General features: G+C 59.4%; 17 protein-coding genes. 14 read left to right on the top strand and 3 right to left on the bottom strand.

From position 1 onward, the window contains the following. Positions 1 to 45 precede the first annotated feature (45 nt). Entirely contained in the window at positions 46 to 1,689 is a 1,644-nt protein-coding gene (locus BFN10_RS05365; protein ID WP_071488795.1) for a Na+/H+ antiporter, read from the top strand. Positions 1,690 to 1,701: 12 nt separating this feature from the next. Here the strand turns inward: BFN10_RS05365 and dapC are convergent, their stop codons facing one another. The 3 genes from dapC to map form a co-directional block, all read right to left on the bottom strand. Beyond that, complete coding sequence (gene dapC, locus BFN10_RS05370) at positions 1,702 to 2,901, bottom strand: succinyldiaminopimelate transaminase (protein WP_071488796.1); 1,200 nt, start codon at positions 2,899 to 2,901, stop codon at positions 1,702 to 1,704. 163 nt (positions 2,902 to 3,064) lie between these two features. Next, complete coding sequence (locus BFN10_RS05375; RefSeq protein ID WP_071488797.1) at positions 3,065 to 5,767, bottom strand: [protein-PII] uridylyltransferase; 2,703 nt, start codon at positions 5,765 to 5,767, stop codon at positions 3,065 to 3,067. 65 nt (positions 5,768 to 5,832) lie between these two features. Continuing rightward, the gene (map, locus tag BFN10_RS05380; RefSeq protein WP_058425288.1) at positions 5,833 to 6,627 is read right to left on the bottom strand and encodes a type I methionyl aminopeptidase; all 795 of its coding nucleotides are present in this window, start codon (positions 6,625 to 6,627) and stop codon (positions 5,833 to 5,835) included. Between the two features lie 387 nt (positions 6,628 to 7,014). Between map and rpsB the strand changes: the two genes are divergently transcribed. The 13 genes from rpsB (at position 7,015) to lpxA (ending at position 19,885) form a co-directional block, all read left to right on the top strand. Beyond that, complete coding sequence (gene rpsB, locus BFN10_RS05385) at positions 7,015 to 7,752, top strand: 30S ribosomal protein S2 (RefSeq protein WP_003189158.1); 738 nt, start codon at positions 7,015 to 7,017, stop codon at positions 7,750 to 7,752. Positions 7,753 to 7,943: 191 nt separating this feature from the next. After that, on the top strand, positions 7,944 to 8,807 hold the full coding sequence (gene tsf, locus BFN10_RS05390) for a translation elongation factor Ts (RefSeq protein ID WP_058425287.1): 864 nt from the start codon (positions 7,944 to 7,946) through the stop codon (positions 8,805 to 8,807). A 212-nt stretch (positions 8,808 to 9,019) separates the two neighbouring features. Further along, entirely contained in the window at positions 9,020 to 9,763 is a 744-nt protein-coding gene (gene pyrH, locus BFN10_RS05395) for a UMP kinase (RefSeq protein WP_003189161.1), read from the top strand. After that, a complete protein-coding gene (gene frr / locus BFN10_RS05400) occupies positions 9,760 to 10,317 on the top strand; it encodes a ribosome recycling factor (RefSeq protein WP_012722596.1) in 558 nt (185 codons plus the stop codon). Before pyrH ends, frr begins: the two co-directional genes overlap by 4 nt. 17 nt (positions 10,318 to 10,334) lie before the next feature. After that, positions 10,335 to 11,090, top strand: coding sequence for a polyprenyl diphosphate synthase (gene uppS, locus BFN10_RS05405; RefSeq protein WP_016974405.1), 756 nt, complete (start codon positions 10,335 to 10,337; stop codon positions 11,088 to 11,090). Further along, complete coding sequence (locus BFN10_RS05410; protein ID WP_071488798.1) at positions 11,091 to 11,897, top strand: phosphatidate cytidylyltransferase; 807 nt, start codon at positions 11,091 to 11,093, stop codon at positions 11,895 to 11,897. Further along, positions 11,894 to 13,084: a 1-deoxy-D-xylulose-5-phosphate reductoisomerase gene (gene ispC, locus BFN10_RS05415; protein ID WP_071488799.1), complete on the top strand. Its 1,191-nt coding sequence runs from the start codon at positions 11,894 to 11,896 to the stop codon at positions 13,082 to 13,084. The genes BFN10_RS05410 and ispC overlap by 4 nt, the downstream gene beginning before the upstream one ends. A 53-nt stretch (positions 13,085 to 13,137) precedes the next feature. Continuing rightward, positions 13,138 to 14,490 carry a sigma E protease regulator RseP gene (rseP, locus tag BFN10_RS05420; RefSeq protein ID WP_071488800.1) on the top strand — a complete coding sequence of 451 codons (1,353 nt, stop codon included), beginning with the start codon at positions 13,138 to 13,140 and terminating at the stop codon, positions 14,488 to 14,490. 74 nt (positions 14,491 to 14,564) lie between these two features. Continuing rightward, a complete protein-coding gene (gene bamA / locus BFN10_RS05425) occupies positions 14,565 to 16,952 on the top strand; it encodes an outer membrane protein assembly factor BamA (RefSeq protein WP_058425283.1) in 2,388 nt (795 codons plus the stop codon). 45 nt (positions 16,953 to 16,997) lie between these two features. Beyond that, positions 16,998 to 17,501 (top strand): OmpH/Skp family outer membrane protein, encoded by a 504-nt coding sequence (locus tag BFN10_RS05430; protein ID WP_003172279.1) that lies wholly within the window; start codon positions 16,998 to 17,000, stop codon positions 17,499 to 17,501. Between the two features lie 3 nt (positions 17,502 to 17,504). Continuing rightward, a complete protein-coding gene (lpxD, locus tag BFN10_RS05435) occupies positions 17,505 to 18,560 on the top strand; it encodes a UDP-3-O-(3-hydroxymyristoyl)glucosamine N-acyltransferase (RefSeq protein ID WP_071488801.1) in 1,056 nt (351 codons plus the stop codon). Positions 18,561 to 18,671: 111 nt separating this feature from the next. Beyond that, complete coding sequence (gene fabZ / locus BFN10_RS05440; RefSeq protein WP_003172281.1) at positions 18,672 to 19,112, top strand: 3-hydroxyacyl-ACP dehydratase FabZ; 441 nt, start codon at positions 18,672 to 18,674, stop codon at positions 19,110 to 19,112. Continuing rightward, positions 19,109 to 19,885: an acyl-ACP--UDP-N-acetylglucosamine O-acyltransferase gene (lpxA, locus tag BFN10_RS05445; protein ID WP_071488802.1), complete on the top strand. Its 777-nt coding sequence runs from the start codon at positions 19,109 to 19,111 to the stop codon at positions 19,883 to 19,885. The genes fabZ and lpxA overlap by 4 nt, the downstream gene beginning before the upstream one ends.

The raw sequence follows: 19,885 nt of genomic DNA on the forward strand, positions 1-19,885 counted from the left end.
GCCTCATGTGTGTCGTTGCAAGTCGATTGTCCGGGAAACCGCGTTATGCAAACCGCCTACACCGTTCTTATCCTGCTGATGCTGGTCAGCGTTTCGCGTCTGGTTGGGCGTGTCATTCCTCTGCCGTTGCCCCTGGTACAGATTGCTGCCGGAGCCCTGCTGGCCTGGCCGACGCTGGGCCTGCATGTGGCGCTGGACCCGGAGCTGTTTCTGTTTCTGTTCCTGCCGCCGTTGCTGTTTTCGGATGGCTGGCGTATGCCCAAGCGTGAGTTGTGGCGGTTGCGTGGGCCGATCCTGACGCTTGCGGTGGGGCTGGTGTTGTTCACGGTGGTTGGTGCTGGTTATTTCATTCACTGGATATTGCCTACGATCCCGTTGCCGGTGGCCTTCGCCCTGGCGGCGGTTTTGTCGCCGACGGATGCCGTGGCGGTGTCGGCCATTTCCCAGAATCGTTTACCTACGCCACTGATGCACATGTTGCAGGGCGAGGCCTTGATGAACGACGCATCGGGCCTGGTAACGTTCAAGTTTGCCCTGGCGGCGGCGTTGACCGGGGTGTTTTCCCTGGCGGATGCCAGCCTGACCTTCGTGTTGGTCGCCGTCGGTGGCCTGGCCGTTGGCGTGGCCCTGAGCTGGCTGGTCGGCCGACTGCGCGCCTGGATGATCGCCCGTGGCTGGGATGACCCGGCAACCCACGTGGTGTTCATGTTGTTGCTGCCCTTTGCTGCGTATGTGCTGGCCGAGCGCCTGGGAGCCTCGGGCATCTTGTCGGCGGTCGCGGCAGGCATGATGCAAAGCTGGCTTGATCTGCTACCGCGCCAGACCAGCACGCGCTTGCTCAACCGCAGCGTCTGGTCGCTGCTGGAGTTTGCCTTCAATGGCCTGATCTTCCTGCTGCTGGGCCTGCAACTGCCGGACATCATCAAGGCCGTGGTCAGCCATGAGCCGACACTGTGGCCGACCCTGTTTTATCGCTGCCTGGATGTGATTGCGATCTTCCTGGTGTTGGTCGTGCTGCGTTTTATCTGGGTGCAGAGCATCTGGCGGCTGTCCGGCCTGTTACGCCGGATTCGTGGGAAAAGCGAGCTGACGCTGGTGCCAACCGCCCGTTCTTGCTGGTTGTTGACCGTGGGTGGTGTGCGCGGTGCGGTGACGTTGGCCGGTGTGATGTCGGTGCCGTTGCTGCTGGCGCCGGGCCAGGACTTTCCCGAGCGCGACCTGCTGATCTTCATCGCGGCAGGCGTGATCCTCCTGTCGCTGATCGCCGCCTGTATCGCCTTGCCGTTGTTGTTACGCGGCATTGAAAAGAGCCCGGACGAGAAACGCCATAAAGAGGTCCGCGAGGCTTGGAAAAAAACGGCCGTCGCTGCGATCCATGCGCTGGAAACGGAAGAGCCCGTTGAGCCCGAAACCCAGGACGCCGCCCAGGCTGCGCTCGCCACCGAACTCAAGGCACGGCTGATGTCGGAATATCGCCATCAATTGGAGGTGTTCAACGACTCGGCCGAAGCCCAGGCGTTGGCACGGCAGATGGACCTGCTCGAGCGCAAATTGCGCCTCAAGGCCCTGCGGGCACAGCGGTTGGAGCTGTATAGCCTGAGCCGTCATCACCAGATTGGTGATGACGTGCTGAGGGAGGTGTTGGCGGATCTGGATATGAGTGAGGCGAATCTGGGTCAGGTGAAATGACCCTCAAGCCCGTTAGCGGCGACGCTGAATAAAATCGCGAATGCGCTCAGCCGCTTCCACACACTCGGCCAACGGCGCGACCAACGCCATACGCACTCGCCCAGCGCCGGGGTTGGCGCCGTCCACTTCACGGGACAGGTACGAACCCGGCACCACGGTCACATGTTCTTCCACGAACAGATCGCGGCAGAATGCGGCATCGTCGCCATTCACATTCGGCCACAGATAGAAGCCGCCATCCGGGCTCTGCACATCCAGCACCGGCTTGAGAATCGCCAGCACCGCGTCGAATTTCTCGCGATACAGGTCACGGTTGGCGTGCACGTGGGCTTCATCCTGCCAGGCGGCAATGCTCGCCAGCTGGGTTTGCACCGGCATCGCGCAGCCGTGATAGGTGCGGTACAGCAGGAACGCCTTGAGGATGTCGGCATCGCCGGCAACGAACCCGGAACGCAGGCCCGGCAGGTTGGAGCGCTTGGACAGGCTGTGGAACACCACGCAGCGCTTGAAATCCTGGCGACCCAGTTCGACGCAGGCGCTCAGCAGGCCGGGCGGCGGGGTTTGTTCGTCGAAGTACAGTTCGCTGTAGCACTCGTCGGCGGCGATGACGAAGTCGTATTCGTCGGCCAGGGCGATGAGTTTTTTCAGGGTGTCGACCGGGATCAGCGCGCCGGTCGGGTTGCCGGGCGAGCACAGGAACAGGATCTGGCAGCGTTTCCAGATGTCCGGCGTCACGGCGTCGAAGTCCGGGTTGAAGCCATTGGCGTCCAGGCACGGCAGGTAGTGTGGCTTGGCCCCGGCCAGGAACGCGGCACCTTCGTAGATCTGGTAGAACGGGTTCGGGCTCACCACCAGTGCATCGTCGCCACGGTTGACCACGGTCTGGGTGAAGGCGAACAGCGCTTCACGTGTGCCGTTGACCGGCAAGATATTGCGCGCCGGGTCGAGCCAGCCCTTGGGCACGTTGAAGCGACGTTCGCACCAGGCACCGATGGCTTCGCGCAGCGCCGGGATACCCAGGGTGGTCGGGTACACGGCCATCTGGTCGAGGTTGTTGCTCAACGCTTCGGCCACGAACGTTGGAGACTTGTGCTTCGGCTCGCCGATGGACAGCGCAATCGGGCGCTTGTCCGGGTTTGGCGTGACGCTGCCGAGCAGGGCGCGCAGTTTCTCGAACGGGTAGGGTTGCAGTTGGTTCAGGGCGTTGTTCATGGGCATCTCGTTCAATTCGGTTTAAAGCATGCGGTCTGCTGGGCGAAGCCATCTAAATGTGGGAGGGGGCTTGCCCCCGATTGCAGTGTGCCAGCCAAAGCATTTTTATCTGATCCACCATTATCGGGGGCAAGCCCCCTCGCACACGGGCCCTGTTTGTTTTTTAGAGAGTCAGGCGTGTCAGCTCGACGCCGGGTTCCTGGGTCACGCTCAATTGCTGGACGATCGCTTCCTGCAACCGCAGGCACAGCTCCGGGTCGGACAACGGCTGGTTGTCGGCATCGGTGATAAAGAACACGTCTTCCACGCGTTCGCCGAGGGTCGCAATCTTGGCGTTCTGCAACGACAGGTCGAACTCCAGGAAAATCCCACCGATACGGGCTAGCAGGCCTGGGCGGTCCGGGGCGCTCAGTTCGAGCACCGTCACCGGGCGCTGGGCGTCGTTGGAAATGGTCACCTGGGGCGCAAACGCAAAGTGTTTGAGTTGGCGCGGCACTCGACGCTGGATGATGGTCGGGTAGTCGTCAGGGTTGCGCAGGGCCTCGGTCAGGCCTTCGCGGATCTTCTTCACGCGCGCTGGATTGTCGCCGATCGAGTCGCCATCGGTGTCGAGCACGATATAGGTGTCGAGGGTGAACTGGCTGCTGGAGGTGATTACCCGTGCGTCATGGATGTTCAGGTTCAACTGGTCCATGGCCGCTACGGTCACAGCGAAGAAGTCGTGCTGGTCCGGCGCGTAGATGAAAATCTGCGTGCCGCCTTCGAATTCGCGCTGGGTGGTTTCCTTGATCAGCACCAGTGGGCCGCCGTCGGCCGGTTGCTGCAGGATCGCGTCGGTGTGCCAGGCCACATCACCGGCGGTGTGGCGCAGGAAGTAATCGTCGCCCAGTTGCGACCACAGTTGTTCCACATCGTCCGGGTCGTTGCCGCCGCGCACCAGGATATCCAGGGCGGCGCTTTGGGTGCGGCGGATCTGCTCTTCGCGGTCCACCGGGTTTTCCAGGCCGCGGCGCAGGGCGCGCTTGGTCTCGGTGTACAGTTGGCGCAGCAGGCTGGCGCGCCACGAGTTCCACAGCGTCGGGTTGGTCGCGTTGATATCCGAGACGGTCAGCACATACAGGTAGTCGAGGCGGGTTTCATCGCCGACGATCTGCGCGAAGTCGTGTATCACCTGCGGGTCGGACAAGTCCTTGCGCTGGGCGGTGGTCGACATCACCAGGTGGTTCTGCACCAGCCAGACGATCAGGCGGCTGTCCCATAGCGGCAACTGGTGGCGCTGGCAGAAGGCTTCGGCATCAACCGCACCGACCTCGGAGTGATCGCCATGCCGGCCCTTGCCGATGTCGTGGTACAGGCCGGCCAGGTAGATCAGCTCGGGCTTGGGTAGCTTGGCCATCAATTTGCTGGCCAGCGGGAATTTCTCCGACACCTGGGTGTACTGCAGCTTACGCAGGTGCTTGATCAGGTTCAGGGTGTGGGCGTCCACGGTATAGATGTGGAACAGATCGTGTTGCATCTGCCCGACGATAAAACCGAACTCCGGCAGGTAGCGCCCGAGGATGCCGTAACGGTTCATGCGCCGCAGGTTGCGGTGGATGCCGATCTTGCACTTGAACAGCTCGATGAACAGGCTGGTGTTGCGGATATCGTTGCGGAAATCCTCGTCGATCAGGTGCCGGTTTTCCCGCAGCAGGCGAATGGTATCGGCGCGCACGCCTTTGATTTCCGGCTGCTGGGCCATCAGCACGAAGATTTCCAGCATGGCAAACGGTGTGCGGCGGAACACGTTGTCGTTGCGCGCCTCGATATAGCCATCGTGCAGTTGGAAACGCGCATTGATCGGTTGCGGCGGCGCCTCGTCTTCGGGGGCCAGGATCACTTCTTCGAAATGCTGGATGATCAGGTCGCTGAGCTGTGCAATGCTCATGACCACCCGGTAGTACTGCTGCATGAAGCTTTCGATGCTGGTCTTCGCGTCTTCGCCTTCAAAGCCCAGCAGGGTGGCGATGGAGCGCTGGTGGTCGAAGAGCAGGCGGTCTTCGGAACGCCCGGCCAGCATGTGCAAGGCGTAGCGCACTTTCCAGAGGAATTCCTGGGAGGAGGCCAGCAGGGCGTTTTCGCTTTCCACCAGGAAGCCTTCGCCGGCCAGGGCGCGCAGGTTCAGGGTGCCGTACTGGCGACGCGCAACCCACAGGATCGTCTGGATATCCCTCAGTCCGCCCGGCGAGCCTTTGACGTTGGGTTCCAGGTTGTATTCGGTGTCGTTGTACTTGTGGTGCCGGGCCTTTTGCTCGGCGCGCTTGGCCAGGAAGAAGTCCTTGCTCGGCCACATGTGCGCGGTGCTGGTGACTTCGAGCATGCGCTGGCGCAGGCGCTCGGGGCCGGCGATGGTACGGCTTTCCATGAGGTTGGTGATGACGGTGAGGTCGGCGCGGGCTTCTTCGGCGCATTCGTCCACCGAGCGTACGCTTTGGCCGACTTCCAGGCCGATGTCCCACAACAATGTGAGAAAGCGCTCGATGGAATCGCGAAAGATCTCATGGTCGGCGCTGTCCAGCAGGATCAGCAGGTCGATGTCGGAGTAAGGGTGCAGCTCACCGCGACCGTAGCCGCCGACCGCCACCAGGGCGATGTCGGCGTCTTCGCTCCAACTGAACTGTTCCCAGGCTTTTTGCAGGATGTTATCGACGAACCAGGCTCGGTCCTCAATCAGCCGGCGGATGTCCCGGCCCCTGCGAAAGCGCTCGTCGAGCACCTCGCGGGCCTGGCGGATCGCCTTCTTGAACGCGGCGATGGGGCTCGCCTTCAGGGCCAGTTCGGCCTGGAACTGGCCACGGTCGAAGAGTTCGGGATCCACCTGGGGCATTGATCGGCTTTCCTTTCTATCTATTCAGTCAGTCACAACACAGTGGGGGAAAACCTGAGCAACGTTTATGCCGACGTTGTACCCGACGTACGCGGGATCGTGTCATCGGCGCGCAGCGTGAAAATCTCGTAGCCGGTCTCGGTGACCAGCAAAGTGTGTTCCCACTGGGCCGAAAGCTTGCGGTCCTTGGTGATGGCAGTCCAGCCGTCGCCCAGCACCTTGGTGTCGGCCTTGCCCTGGTTGATCATCGGCTCGATGGTGAAGGTCATGCCTGCCTTCAGCTCCATGCCGGTGCCGGCGCGGCCGTAGTGCAGGATCTGTGGCTCTTCGTGGAAGACCGTGCCGATACCGTGGCCGCAGAACTCGCGTACCACCGAGAAGCCGTTCTTTTCCGCATGCTTCTGGATCACTTCGCCGATGTCGCCCAGGCGGCAGCCAGGCTTGACGATTTCGATGGCCTTGTACATGCATTCCTGGGTGACCTGGGACAGGCGCTCGGCCCAGACCGGCACGTTGCCGACGTGGAACATGCGGCTGGTGTCGCCGAAGTAGCGGTCCTTGATCACGGTGACGTCGATGTTCAGGGTGTCGCCGTCCTTCAGCGGCTTGTCACCCGGAATTCCGTGGCAGACCACGTGGTTGACCGAGGTGCAGATCGACTTGGGGAAGCCCTTGTAGTTCAGCGGCGCAGGGATGGCGCCCTGCACGTTGACGATATAGTCGTGGCAGATCTGGTTGAGGGTCTCGGTGGTGACGCCGGGCTTGACGTGTTCGGCAATCATTTCCAGCACGTCGGCAGCCAGTTTGCCGGCGATGCGCATGCCAGCGATGTCTTCGGCGGTTTTCAAACTAACGGTCATACAGGCTCTCTCTAGCGCGACGCGCTGAAATCAATACGGTTTACGGGCGTGCGACAAAAGGTTGCAAAATTCGCACAAGCCACAGAAAACGCGATTCTAACAGACCATGGCGTCAAATCATGAGCCTCTGATGATCGCTTCTGTCTATAAGGTAGGGCTATGTCACCTCTATTCAAGGGGTTACACGAACGCGCCCAACGGCAAATGTGATTGCGTGTTCCGTTTTTGCCGATGCTGTGGTATAAAATGCGCCGCTTTCCGGGGATACCCCGCAAAGCTTAAATCCACACACGTGTCGACACGATGACCTGGGTGCCGGAGGCCTTGATGCCGCTGGTTGGTCATTGGGATACGTGGAGGCCAAACCCGACTTATTAAGGAACTATCATGTCCCAAGTCAACATGCGCGATATGCTGAAGGCCGGTGTGCACTTCGGTCACCAGACCCGTTACTGGAACCCGAAAATGGGTAAGTACATTTTCGGCGCGCGTAACAAGATCCACATCATCAACCTTGAAAAAACCCTGCCAATGTTCAACGAAGCGCTGACTTTCGTAGAGCGCCTGGCCCAAGGCAAAAACAAGATTCTGTTCGTCGGCACCAAGCGTTCCGCTGGCAAGATCGTTGCTGAAGAAGCAGCACGTTGCGGTTCGCCGTACGTCGATCATCGCTGGTTGGGCGGCATGCTGACCAACTTTAAAACCATCCGTGCTTCCATCAAGCGTCTGCGTGACCTTGAAGTGCAAGCCGAAGACGGTACTTTCGCCAAGCTGACCAAGAAAGAAGCGCTGATGCGCTCCCGTGACCTGGAAAAGCTCGATCGTTCCCTGGGTGGTATCAAGGACATGGGCGGTCTGCCTGACGCACTGTTCGTTATCGACGTTGATCACGAGCGCATCGCGATCACCGAAGCCAACAAGCTGGGCATCCCTGTTATCGGCGTAGTCGATACCAACAGCAGCCCGGAAGGCGTTGACTACATCATCCCAGGCAACGATGACGCAATCCGCGCCATCCAGTTGTACATGGGGTCGATGGCTGACGCTGTCATCCGTGGTCGCAACCACGTTGCTGGCGGTACCGAGCAGTTCGTTGAAGAAGCTCCGGTAGCTGCCGCTGAGTAATTAGCGCCCTGGCGTTGACTCAGTAAGCAAAAAGGGGGCTTGGCCCCCTTTTTGCCACCTCGAAAACCATTTGTCGGCAGCGCGGCTACATCATCTGTAACGTGCAGCGGCCTACAAGGGAGATTCGGGAAGAATTGATCGCCCGTCTGATCGGGTGGAATGGTTGAAAACCTATCCAAGAGGATTTTGAAATGGCAGAGATTACTGCAGCGTTGGTTAAAGAACTGCGTGAGCGTACCGGCGAAGGCATGATGGATTGCAAAAAGGCCTTGACCAAGGCTGGCGGCGACATCGAAAAAGCCATCGACGACATGCGCGCTTCCGGCGCCATCAAGGCCGCCAAGAAAGCCGGCAACGTCGCTGCTGAAGGCGCTATCGCCCTGGTTGAAGACGGTAAAGCCGCCGTTCTGCTGGAAGTGAACTCGCAGACCGACTTCCTGGCCCTGCAAGACGACTTCAAGGCATTCGTTGCTGCCAGCGTCAAGAAGGCATTCGATGAGAAGCTGACCACCGTTGAGCCTCTGATCGAAGCTCAAGAAGCGGATCGCCTGGTACTGGTCGGCAAAGTTGGCGAAAACGTCAACATCCGTCGCCTGACTCGCGTTGAAGGTGATGTCGTCGGTGGTTACCTGCACGGCAACAAAATCGGTGTAGCTGTTGTTCTGAAAGGCGGCGACGTTGAGCTGGCCAAAGACATTGCTATGCACGTTGCTGCCAGCAACCCTGAGTTCCTGCTGCCTTCGGAAGTGTCTGCCGAAGCGATCGAGCGTGAAAAAGCGGTGTTCCTGAGCCTGAACGCCGACAAGATCGCCGGCAAGCCAGAAAACATCGTGGAAAACATGATCAAAGGCCGTATCAGCAAGTTCCTGGCTGAAGCGAGCCTGGTTGAGCAGGCGTTCGTCAAGAACCCTGAAATCAAGGTTGGCGAACTGGCCAAGAAAGCCGGTGCTGAAATCGTTTCCTTCACTTACTACAAAGTAGGTGAAGGCATCGAGAAGCCGGTCGACAACTTCGCTGAAGAAGTTGCTGCCCAGCTGGCTGCCGCCAAGCAATAAGACAGCTTTCAACTGTCGCCCGAAAGAGGCTGCCCGCTCACGCGCGCAGCCTCTTTTCAAATGGGAGGGCCGATTTTAATTGGCATCCCTCCGGAACTGGCTTACAAAGCCGTGTTCCGATGGCGCTGTTACAGCGTCCAGCTAGAGTGAACGCAAGCCGTAAAACGGCTCGCCAAGAATTTTTAAAAAATACGCCGCAGGAGAGATTCGCAATGGCTCAGCAGGGCAGTGGTTATCAGGCTCGCTATAAACGCATTCTACTCAAGCTTAGCGGCGAGGCCCTGATGGGCTCGGAAGAGTTCGGGATCGATCCCAAGGTGCTCGACCGCATGGCGCTGGAAGTCGGCCAACTGGTCGGTATCGGCGTACAGGTCGGCCTGGTGATCGGTGGTGGCAACCTGTTCCGTGGCGCGGCCCTGAGTGCTGCTGGCATGGACCGGGTTACCGGCGACCATATGGGCATGCTGGCCACTGTGATGAATGCCCTGGCCATGCGTGACGCCTTGGAGCGCGCCAATATCTCGGCTATCGTGATGTCGGCTATTTCCATGGTCGGCGTAACCGATCACTATGACCGCCGCAAAGCCATGCGCCACCTGAATTCCAAGGAAGTGGTGATCTTCGCCGCCGGCACGGGTAACCCGTTCTTTACCACCGATTCGGCAGCCTGCCTGCGCGCCATCGAGATCGATGCGGACGTGGTGCTCAAGGCGACCAAGGTAGACGGCGTGTACACCGCAGATCCATTCAAAGACCCGCATGCCGAGAAGTTCGATCATCTGACCTACGATGAAGTGCTGGATCGCAAGCTGGGCGTAATGGATCTGACGGCTATCTGTCTGTGCCGCGACCACAAGATGCCACTGCGCGTATTTAATATGAACAAGCCCGGCGCCCTGCTGAATATCGTACACGGCGGCGCAGAAGGGACTCTGATCGAGGAAGGCCAACAATGATCAACGAAATCAAGAAAGACGCCCAAGCGCGTATGCAGAAATCCCTGGAGTCTCTGAGCCATGCATTCGGCCAGATTCGTACCGGCAAGGCACACCCAAGCATCCTGGGCAGCGTGATGGTGCCTTACTACGGCTCCGATACCCCTATCAGCAGCGTCGCCAACATTACCGTTAAAGACTCGCGCACCCTGCAAGTCGTAGCGTTTGAGCGCAACATGCTGGGTGCTGTCGACAAGGCCATCCAGAGCGCCGGTTTGAACCTCAACCCGACCAACCTGGGTGAGTTGCTGCTGATCTCCATGCCGGCCCTGACTGAAGAGACCCGTAAGGGCTTCACCAAGCAGGCTCGCAGCGCTGCAGAAGACGCGCGTGTTGCCGTACGTAATATCCGTCGTGATGCCTTGGGTGACCTGAAGAAGTTGGTCAAGGACAAGGAAATCAGCGAAGACGAAGAGCGTCGTGCCACCGCCGATATCGACAAGTTGACCAAGGATGCCGAGGCCCAGATCACCAAGGCCACGGAAGAAAAAGAAAAGGACCTGATGGCCGTATAAGGGGTCAGGACGCCTTCATGGAAAAGACCAAGCAGACTGTACCCTCCGTGGTGCCGCGCCATGTCGCGATCATCATGGATGGGAATAATCGCTGGGCGAAGAAGCGCTTTATGCCGGGTGTCGCCGGGCATAAAGCCGGTGTCGATGCGGTAAGGGCTGTGATCGAGGTGTGTGCCGAGGCCAAGGTCGAAGTGTTGACCCTGTTTGCGTTCTCCAGTGAGAACTGGCAGCGGCCCGCCGAAGAAGTCAGTGCCTTGATGGATCTGTTCTTCAAGGCCTTGCGTCGTGAGGCCAAGCGCCTTAACGACAACAACATCAGCCTGCGCATCATTGGCGACCGCTCGCGCTTCCACCCGGAACTTCAGGCTGCCATGCGCGAGGCTGAGGCAATCACCGCTGGTGCCAACCGTTTTGTGCTACAGATCGCAGCCAACTACGGCGGCCAGTGGGATATCGCCCAGGCAGCGCAGCGGCTGGCTCGCGAAGTGCAGGCCGGGCACCTGCGGCCCGACGACATCACGCCCGAACTGTTGCAAACCTGCCTGGTGACCGGTGATCTGCCGTTGCCGGACCTGTGCATCCGGACCGGTGGTGAGCACCGCATCAGTAATTTCCTGCTGTGGCAGCTGGCCTATACCGAGCTGTACTTCTCCGACCTGTTCTGGCCGGACTTCAAACACGATGCCATGCGTAATGCACTGGCCGATTTCGCTTCCCGTCAGCGTCGCTTCGGTAAAACGAGCGAGCAGATCGAAGCTGGAGCCCGGGTTTAAATGCTTAAACAACGAATCATCACTGCACTGATCCTGTTGCCGATCGCCTTGTGCGGGTTTTTCCTGCTCGAGGGTTCCGGCTTTGCGCTGTTCATTGGCCTGGTCGTCACCCTGGGCGCCTGGGAATGGGCGCGCCTGGCCGGGTTCAGCGCGCAGTTGCCGCGCGTGGTGTATGCCGCCGTCGTGGCCGCGTTGGCGTTCCTCTTGTACATCCTGCCGGATCTCGCGCCCTGGGTGTTGGGGGCGGCGGTGCTGTGGTGGGCGCTGGCGACGTTCCTGGTGCTGACCTATCCGCGCACCAGCGGCCAATGGTCCAGCGTTGCCTGCAAGCTGGTGATTGGTTTGCTGATCCTCTTGCCGGCTTGGCAAGGGCTGGTGGAGATCAAGCGTTATCCAATGGGTAACTGGTTAATCCTGGCAGTCATGGTGCTGGTATGGGGGGCTGATATCGGTGCCTACTTCTCCGGTCGGGCCTTCGGCAAGCGCAAGTTGGCGCCGGCGGTCAGCCCGGGCAAGAGCTGGGAGGGCGTCTATGGTGGTTTGGCGTTGACACTGGTGATTGCGCTGGTGGTCGGTGTCGTGCGTGGCTGGGCGGTGAAGGAAATCTTCCTGGCGCTGCTGGCCACAGCCATTGTCGTGTTTGTTTCTGTGGTGGGTGACCTCACCGAAAGCATGTTCAAGCGTCAGGCCGGCATCAAGGACAGCAGTAACCTGCTGCCCGGGCACGGTGGTGTATTGGACCGTATCGACAGCCTGACGGCGGCTATTCCGATCTTCGCTGTGCTGCTATGGATGACTGCTTCGTGAGCCGCCTTCAACAAGTGACGGTGCTGGGTGCAACCGGCTCGGTGGGGCTGAGCACCCTGGATGTGATTGCGCGTCATCCTGATCGCTATCAGGTCTTTGCCCTGACTGGGTTCAGTCGTCTGAGCGAGCTGTTGGCTTTGTGTGTGCGCCACGCACCGCGCTTCGTGGTAGTCCCTGAGGCAGGAGCGGCGCGTGGCTTGCAGGATGATCTGCGGGCGGCCGGGTTGGCGACTCGAGTGCTGCTGGGCGAGGAGGGGTTGTGCCAGGTCTCGGCTGACGCTGAGGTAGATACGGTAGTCGCCGCTATCGTCGGTGCCGCCGGCCTGCGTCCAACCCTCGCCGCTGTAGATGCGGGCAAGAAGATCCTGCTGGCCAACAAAGAAGCGCTGGTCATGTCTGGCGCGCTCTTCATGCAAGCAGTGCGTAAAAGCGGCGCCGTGCTGCTGCCGCTCGACAGCGAGCACAACGCGATCTTCCAATGCATGCCTGGCGACTATGCGCGTGGTTTGGGTCAGGTTGGCGTGCGTCGGATTCTGCTGACCGCCTCCGGTGGTCCGTTCCGGCAAACTCCGCTGACCGAGCTTGAGCATGTTTCGCCCGACCAGGCGTGTGCTCATCCGAACTGGTCCATGGGGCGTAAGATCTCGGTGGATTCGGCGAGCATGATGAACAAGGGGCTGGAACTGATCGAGGCGTGCTGGCTGTTCGATGCGCGGCCGGATCAGGTCGAAGTGGTGATTCATCCGCAAAGTGTTATTCATTCCCTGGTCGATTACGTCGACGGTTCGGTACTTGCGCAGTTGGGTAACCCCGATATGCGCACGCCGATTGCCAATGCCTTGGCCTGGCCGGAGCGGATTGATTCCGGTGTCGCCCCGCTGGATCTGTTTGCAGTGGCCCGCCTGGACTTTGAAGCGCCGGACGAGCAGCGCTTTCCTTGCCTGCGCCTGGCCCGGCAAGCGGCCGAGGTGGGGAACAGCGCGCCAGCAATGCTGAATGCGGCCAACGAAGTGGCTGTGGCGGCGTTTCTCGAACGGCGCATCCGCTTTCCGCAGATCGCGAGTATCATCGAGGACGTCCTGGCGCTCGAGCCTGTCGTGGCGGTGAATGACCTGGCGGCGGTATTCGAAGCCGATACCAAGGCTCGGGACCTGGCAGAGCAATGGTTGAGCCGCAACGCGCGTTAGCCTGTGGGCGGGTTCGAGCCTTCAGGCACTGGATTGGAATGCGGAGAAATTAGATGAGTGCGCTTTACATGATTGTCGGCACCCTGGTTGCTCTGGGCGTGCTGGTTACCTTCCACGAGTTCGGCCATTTCTGGGTGGCGCGTCGTTGCGGCGTCAAGGTATTGCGCTTTTCCGTCGGCTTTGGCATGCCGCTGCTGCGCTGGCATGACCGTCGTGGCACCGAGTTTGTGATTGCGGCCATCCCGTTGGGTGGCTACGTCAAGATGCTCGATGAGCGCGAAGGCGAAGTGCCTGCAGACCAGTTGGATCAATCCTTCAATCGCAAGACCGTTCGTCAGCGTATCGCCATTGTTGCTGCGGGTCCGATCGCCAACTTCCTGTTGGCGATGGTGTTCTTCTGGGTGTTGGCCATGCTGGGCAGCCAACAGGTGCGTCCGGTGATCGGTGCGGTTGAATCGGACAGCATCGCCGCCAAGGCCGGGCTGGTCGCTGGGCAGGAAATTGTTTCTATTGATGGCGAACCCACCACGGGTTGGGGCGCAGTCAATTTGCAGTTGGTGCGTCGCCTGGGCGAAAGCGGGACTGTGAATGTAGTGGTGCGCGAGCAGGGCTCCACCACCGAAAGCCCGCGTGAACTGGCTCTCGACCACTGGCTCAAGGGCGCAGATGAGCCTGATCCGATCAAATCCCTGGGCATACGTCCATGGCGTCCTGCCTTGCCGCCGGTGCTTGCCGAGCTGGATCCGAAAGGTCCGGCCCAGGCTGCTGGCCTGCAAACCGGCGATCGCCTGTTGGCCCTCGATGGTCAGCCACTGGGTGACTGGCAGCAGGTGGTCGATCTGGTTCGTGTACGTCCTGATACCAAAATTGTGCTGAAAGTTGAGCGCGACGGTGCTCAAATCGACGTCCCTGTGACCTTGTCGGTTCGCGGGGAAGCCAAGGCGGCCGGGGGTTACCTGGGTGCTGGAGTCAAAGGTGTCGATTGGCCGCCATCGATGGTGCGTGAGGTGAGTTTCGGGCCGTTGGCGGCAATTGGCGAGGGTGCGAAACGTACCTGGACCATGAGTGTGCTGACCCTGGAATCCCTCAAGAAAATGTTGTTCGGCGAGCTCTCGGTAAAAAACTTGAGTGGACCGATAACCATTGCTAAAGTGGCGGGCGCTTCTGCCCAGTCGGGTGTCGCGGATTTCCTGAATTTCCTGGCTTATCTGAGTATTAGCCTGGGGGTTCTGAATTTGCTGCCCATTCCAGTATTGGATGGGGGGCATCTGTTGTTTTATCTGGTCGAGTGGGTGCGTGGTCGCCCCTTGTCGGATCGGGTGCAGGGTTGGGGGATACAGATCGGTATCAGTTTGGTGGTCGGGGTGATGTTGTTAGCCCTGGTCAACGATCTGGGTCGACTGTAACGCTTCGCTGAATTGCGAATCTGCCGCATTTTGCGGCAGTTTGTTTATTGCCAGTTGGAATAAGAAAGGACTTCATGAAACGTCTGCTGCTAACTGCGGTTCTCACCGTATTGATGATCGCCGAAGTTCACGCCGAGTCCTTCACCATCTCCGATATTCGCGTCAACGGCCTCCAGCGGGTTTCCGCGGGTAGCGTCTTTGGTGCCTTGCCGTTGAACGTTGGGGAACAGGCTGATGACCGTCGCCTGGTGGAATCCACTCGTGCGCTGTTCAAAACCGGTTTCTTTCAAGACATCCAACTGGGTCGCGAAGGCAACGTCCTGGTCATCACCGTGGTCGAGCGACCTTCCGTCGCCAGTATCGAGATCGAAGGCAACAAGGCGATCTCGACTGAAGACCTGATGAAGGGTCTGAAGCAATCCGGCCTGGCCGAAGGCGAGATCTTCCAGCGCGCCACCCTCGAAGGTGTGCGTAACGAGCTGCAACGCCAGTACGTTGCGCAGGGCCGCTACTCCGCGACCGTGGAAACGGAAGTGGTGCCGCAGCCGCGTAACCGTGTCGGCCTCAAGGTCAACATCAACGAAGGCACTGTGGCGGCGATCCAGCACATCAACGTGGTAGGCAATACCAAGTTCTCTGATGACGACCTGATCGACCTGTTCGAACTCAAGACCACCAACTGGCTGTCGTTCTTCAAGAACGATGACAAGTATGCCCGCGAAAAACTGTCTGGTGACCTGGAGCGCCTGCGCTCCTACTACCTGGACCGTGGCTACATCAATATGGACATCGCTTCGACCCAGGTGTCCATCACCCCGGACAAGAAGCACGTCTACATCACCGTCAACGTCAACGAAGGCGAGAAGTACAAGGTTCGCGACGTCAAGCTGAGCGGCGACCTGAAGGTGCCTGAAGACCAGGTCAAGGCGCTGTTGCTGGTGCAGAAGGACCAGGTGTTCTCGCGCAAGCTGATGACCACCACGTCCGAACTGATCACCCGTCGCCTGGGCAACGAAGGCTACACCTTCGCCAACGTCAACGGCGTGCCGACGCCCCATGATGATGACCACACCGTGGACATCACCTTCGTGGTCGATCCAGGCAAGCGCGCCTACGTAAACCGTATCAATTTCCGTGGCAACACCAAGTCTGCGGACGAAGTGCTGCGTCGTGAAATGCGTCAGATGGAAGGTGGCTGGGCGTCGACTTACCTGATCGACCAGTCCAAGACCCGTCTTGAGCGTCTGGGCTTCTTCAAGGAAGTCAACGTCGAAACCCCGGCCGTACCGGGTGTGGATGACCAGGTTGACGTGAACTACGCCGTAGAAGAACAGGCATCGGGCTCCATCACCGCCAGTGTTGGCTTCGCACAGAGCGCCGGCCTGATCCTCGGTGGTTCGATCACTCAGAACAACTTCCTGGGTACCGGTAACCGAGTTTCCATCGGCCTGACCCGAAGCGAATACCAGAGCCGATATAACTTCGGTTATACCGACCCCTACTGGACTGCTGACGGTGTGAGCCTGGGCTACAACGCCTTCTATCGCACCACTGACTACAAAGATCTCGACGTTGATGTAGCCAGCTATGCAATCGATAGTCTTGGTGCTGGCGTGAACGTTGGTTACCCGATCAGCGAGACCTCGCGCCTGACGTTCGGCTTGACTGCGCAGCAGGATGAAATCAAGACCGGTGTGTACACCGTGGACGAAATCTTCGACTTCACCCGTCGTGAAGGTGACAAGTTCCTGAACTTCAAGGCGTCCGCCGGCTGGTCCGAGTCGACCCTGAACAAAGGTGTACTGGCGACCCGTGGTCATTCCCAGAGCCTGACCCTGGAAACCACCACGCCGGGCAGCGACCTGTCGTTCTTCAAGCTCGACTACCGCGGCCAGCTGTTCCAGCCGTTGAGCGACAACTACACCATGCGCCTGCACACTGAGCTGGGTTATGGCGATGGTTATGGCTCCACCAATGGTCTACCGTTCTACGAGAACTACTATGCGGGTGGCTTCAACTCCGTACGTGGTTTCAAAGACAGCACCCTGGGCCCGCGTGGTACGCCGAGCCGTGGTGTTGGTGTAACCGGTAACCAAGGCACCGTAGCAGACTCCGACAACGACCCACTGCCTTTCGGTGGTAACGTCCTGATCCAGGGTGGTGCGGAAATCCTGTTCCCGCTGCCGTTCGTGAAAGATCAGCGCTCCCTGCGTACTTCGGTATTCTGGGATGTGGGTAACGTGTTCGACTCCAAGTGCGAGCAGATCCGTAACCCGAGCGGCGTGAAGTCCAACACCCAGTGTAACGACGTGAGCCTGAGTAATCTGGCAAGCTCCGTGGGCGTGGGTGTGACCTGGGTGACTGCGCTTGGCCCATTGAGCTTTGCTCTGGCCATGCCGATCAAGAAACCGGATAACGCTGAAACCCAGATTTTCCAATTCTCCCTCGGCCAGACGTTCTAAGCGTCTGACCCAAGATAACGACAACGGATTCTGTAGGAGTACATCGTGCGCAAGTTGACTCAATTGGTCCTGCTGGCAACCGTGCTGGTAACCACCCCGGCCTTCGCCGAAATGAAAATCGCCGTCCTGAACTATCAGATGGCCCTGCTGGAATCCGATGCGGCCAAGAAATACGCCGTGGATGCCGAGAAAAAATTCGGTCCGCAACTGACCAAGCTCAAGACCCTGGAAAGCAGCGCCAAGGGCATCCAGGATCGTCTGGTAGCCGGTGGTGACAAGATGCAGCAAGGCGAGCGCGAGCGTCTGGAGCTTGAATTCAAGCAAAAGGCCCGTGACTACCAGTTCCAGTCCAAGGAGCTGAACGAAGCCAAGGCTGTTGCTGACCGTGAAATGCTGAAACAGCTGAAGCCGAAACTCGACAGCGCTGTGGAAGAAGTCATCAAGAAAGGTGCCTTTGATCTGGTGTTCGAGCGTGGCGCTGTGATCGACGTCAAGCCTCAATACGACATCACCCGTCAGGTGATCGAGCGCATGAACCAGCTGAAGTAAGCCATGACCGCGACTATCAAGCTCGGCGAGTTGGCCGAGTTCCTGGGAGCCACCTTGCGTGGCTCCCCGGAGAAGGAAATCACTGGGCTAGCCACCTTGCAGGAGGCTGGCCCAGCTCAGTTGAGCTTCCTCGCAAACCCCCAATACCGTAAATACCTGGTCGACAGCCAAGCCGCAGCCGTGTTGCTGAAGGCGGCTGATGCCGAAGGGTTTGCCGGGGATGCGCTGGTGGTAGGCGACCCTTACCTGGCGTATGCGCGGGTGTCGCACCTGTTCGATCCGAAACCCAAGGCCGCCAGCGGTATTCACCCGTCTGCGGTGATCGCCGATGATGCCCAGGTTGACCCTGCTGCCAGCGTCGGTGCTTTTGCGGTGATCGAGAGCGGTGCACGCATTGCGGCGGGCGTGACCATTGGCGCCCATTGTTTTATCGGTGCGCGCTGCGAAATCGGCGCAGGCGGTTGGCTGGCACCCCGCGTAACCCTGTACCACGACGTGCGTATCGGTGAGCGTGTGGTCATCCAGTCAGGTGCCGTGATCGGTGGTGAAGGCTTTGGCTTTGCCAATTCCAAGGGCATCTGGAACAAGATTGCCCAGGTCGGCGGCGTACTGATCGGCGATGACGTGGAAATTGGCGTGAACACAGCTGTTGATCGCGGGGCCCTGGCCGATACCGTGATCGGCAACGGCGTAAAGCTCGACAACCAGATCCAGATCGCCCACAACGTGCAGATTGGCGATCACACCGCCATGGCAGCATGCGTGGGTATCTCCGGCAGCACCCGGATCGGCAAGCATTGCATGCTGGCCGGTGGCGTCGGGCTGGTGGGGCACATCGATATTTGCGACAACGTCTTCATCACCGGCATGACCATGGTCACCCACTCGATTACCGAACCGGGTGCTTATTCTTCCGGTACCGCCATGCAGCCTGCGGCTGAATGGCGCAAGAGTGCAGCACGGTTGAGGCAGCTCGACGACATGGCTCGACGTCTCAAACAGCTGGAAAAGCGTGTTGGGGACGTGACCCCTGGCGGTAATGCTTCATCAGAAGGCTGATACCATTTCCATATCAAGTGTGCACAGCCGCTAGACTGCCTCCTTGATTTGCTAGCGGGGCGTGCTTTTAGTTCGCCCGCCCCCAATCTTTATTACAGGCTTCCCCCCGAAATGATGGACATCAACGAGATTCGCGAATACCTGCCTCACCGTTACCCGTTCCTGTTGGTGGATCGCGTAGTGGACCTCAATGTCGAGGAAAAGCGCATTCGTGCCTACAAGAATGTCAGCATCAACGAACCATTCTTCAATGGTCACTTTCCTGCGCATCCGATCATGCCGGGTGTGTTGATCATCGAGGCGATGGCCCAGGCTGCCGGTATCCTTGGTTTCAAAATGCTCGACCTCAAGCCTGCCGATGGCACGCTTTACTATTTCGTGGGCTCCGACAAGTTGCGTTTCCGCAATCCGGTTACCCCGGGTGACCAGTTGATCCTGGAAGCCAAGTTCATCAGCTGCAAGCGCCAGATCTGGAAGTTCGAATGCCAGGCCTCGGTGGATGGCAAGCCGGTGTGCTCTGCCGAGATCATCTGTGCGGAACGCAAACTATGAGTTTGATTGACCCTCGCGCAATCATCGATCCGTCGGCCGTTCTGGCCGCCGACGTTGAGGTCGGCCCCTGGTCGATCATCGGCGCAGGTGTGGAAATCGGCGAGGGGACTGTCATCGGGCCGCACGTGATCCTCAAAGGTCCGACCCGCATTGGCAAGTACAATCGCATCTACCAGTTCTCCTCGGTAGGCGAAGACACCCCGGACATGAAGTACAAGGGTGAAGAGACCCGCCTGGTAATCGGTGATCACAACATCATCCGTGAAGGCGTGACCATTCACCGTGGCACCGTGCAGGATCGGGCCGAGACCACGCTGGGTGACCACAACCTGGTCATGGCCTACGCCCATATCGGCCACGACAGCGTGATCGGCAACCATTGCATCCTGGTCAACAACACCGCGTTGGCCGGCCATGTGCATGTTGACGATTGGGCAATCCTGTCCGGTTTCACCCTGGTGCATCAGTACTGCCATATCGGTGCCCACAGCTTTTCCGGCATGGGTACCGCCATTGGCAAGGATGTTCCGGCATTCGTCACGGTATTCGGTAACCCCGCCGAAGCCCGTAGCATGAACTTCGAAGGCATGCGTCGTCGAGGTTTCAGCGAAGAAGCCATCCACGCCCTGCGCCGCGCCTACAAGGTGGTTTACCGCCAGGGGCTCACGGTGGACCAGGCGTTGACCCAACTGACCGAGCCGGCAGCGTTGTTCCCGGAAGTCGCGGTGTTCCGTGACTCGATCCAGGCGTCGACTCGCGGCATCACCCGCTGA

The sequence above is a fragment of the Pseudomonas extremorientalis genome (assembly GCF_001870465.1).
GTDB classification, from domain to species: Bacteria; Pseudomonadota; Gammaproteobacteria; order Pseudomonadales; family Pseudomonadaceae; genus Aquipseudomonas; species Aquipseudomonas extremorientalis.

Excerpts from the sequence above, each read along its gene's own strand:
- dapC (WP_071488796.1), bottom strand. The coding sequence starts at position 2,901 with ATGAACAACGCCCTGAACCAACTGCAACCCTACCCGTTCGAGAAACTG.
- lpxD (WP_071488801.1), top strand. The coding sequence starts at position 17,505 with ATGACCGCGACTATCAAGCTCGGCGAGTTGGCCGAGTTCCTGGGAGCC.
- tsf (WP_058425287.1), top strand. The coding sequence starts at position 7,944 with ATGGCAGAGATTACTGCAGCGTTGGTTAAAGAACTGCGTGAGCGTACC.
- BFN10_RS05365 (WP_071488795.1), top strand. The coding sequence starts at position 46 with ATGCAAACCGCCTACACCGTTCTTATCCTGCTGATGCTGGTCAGCGTT.
- frr (WP_012722596.1), top strand. The coding sequence starts at position 9,760 with ATGATCAACGAAATCAAGAAAGACGCCCAAGCGCGTATGCAGAAATCC.
- BFN10_RS05410 (WP_071488798.1), top strand. The coding sequence starts at position 11,091 with ATGCTTAAACAACGAATCATCACTGCACTGATCCTGTTGCCGATCGCC.
- pyrH (WP_003189161.1), top strand. The coding sequence starts at position 9,020 with ATGGCTCAGCAGGGCAGTGGTTATCAGGCTCGCTATAAACGCATTCTA.
- uppS (WP_016974405.1), top strand. The coding sequence starts at position 10,335 with ATGGAAAAGACCAAGCAGACTGTACCCTCCGTGGTGCCGCGCCATGTC.
- map (WP_058425288.1), bottom strand. The coding sequence starts at position 6,627 with ATGACCGTTAGTTTGAAAACCGCCGAAGACATCGCTGGCATGCGCATC.
- BFN10_RS05375 (WP_071488797.1), bottom strand. The coding sequence starts at position 5,767 with ATGCCCCAGGTGGATCCCGAACTCTTCGACCGTGGCCAGTTCCAGGCC.
- rpsB (WP_003189158.1), top strand. The coding sequence starts at position 7,015 with ATGTCCCAAGTCAACATGCGCGATATGCTGAAGGCCGGTGTGCACTTC.
- bamA (WP_058425283.1), top strand. The coding sequence starts at position 14,565 with ATGAAACGTCTGCTGCTAACTGCGGTTCTCACCGTATTGATGATCGCC.
- fabZ (WP_003172281.1), top strand. The coding sequence starts at position 18,672 with ATGATGGACATCAACGAGATTCGCGAATACCTGCCTCACCGTTACCCG.
- rseP (WP_071488800.1), top strand. The coding sequence starts at position 13,138 with ATGAGTGCGCTTTACATGATTGTCGGCACCCTGGTTGCTCTGGGCGTG.
- lpxA (WP_071488802.1), top strand. The coding sequence starts at position 19,109 with ATGAGTTTGATTGACCCTCGCGCAATCATCGATCCGTCGGCCGTTCTG.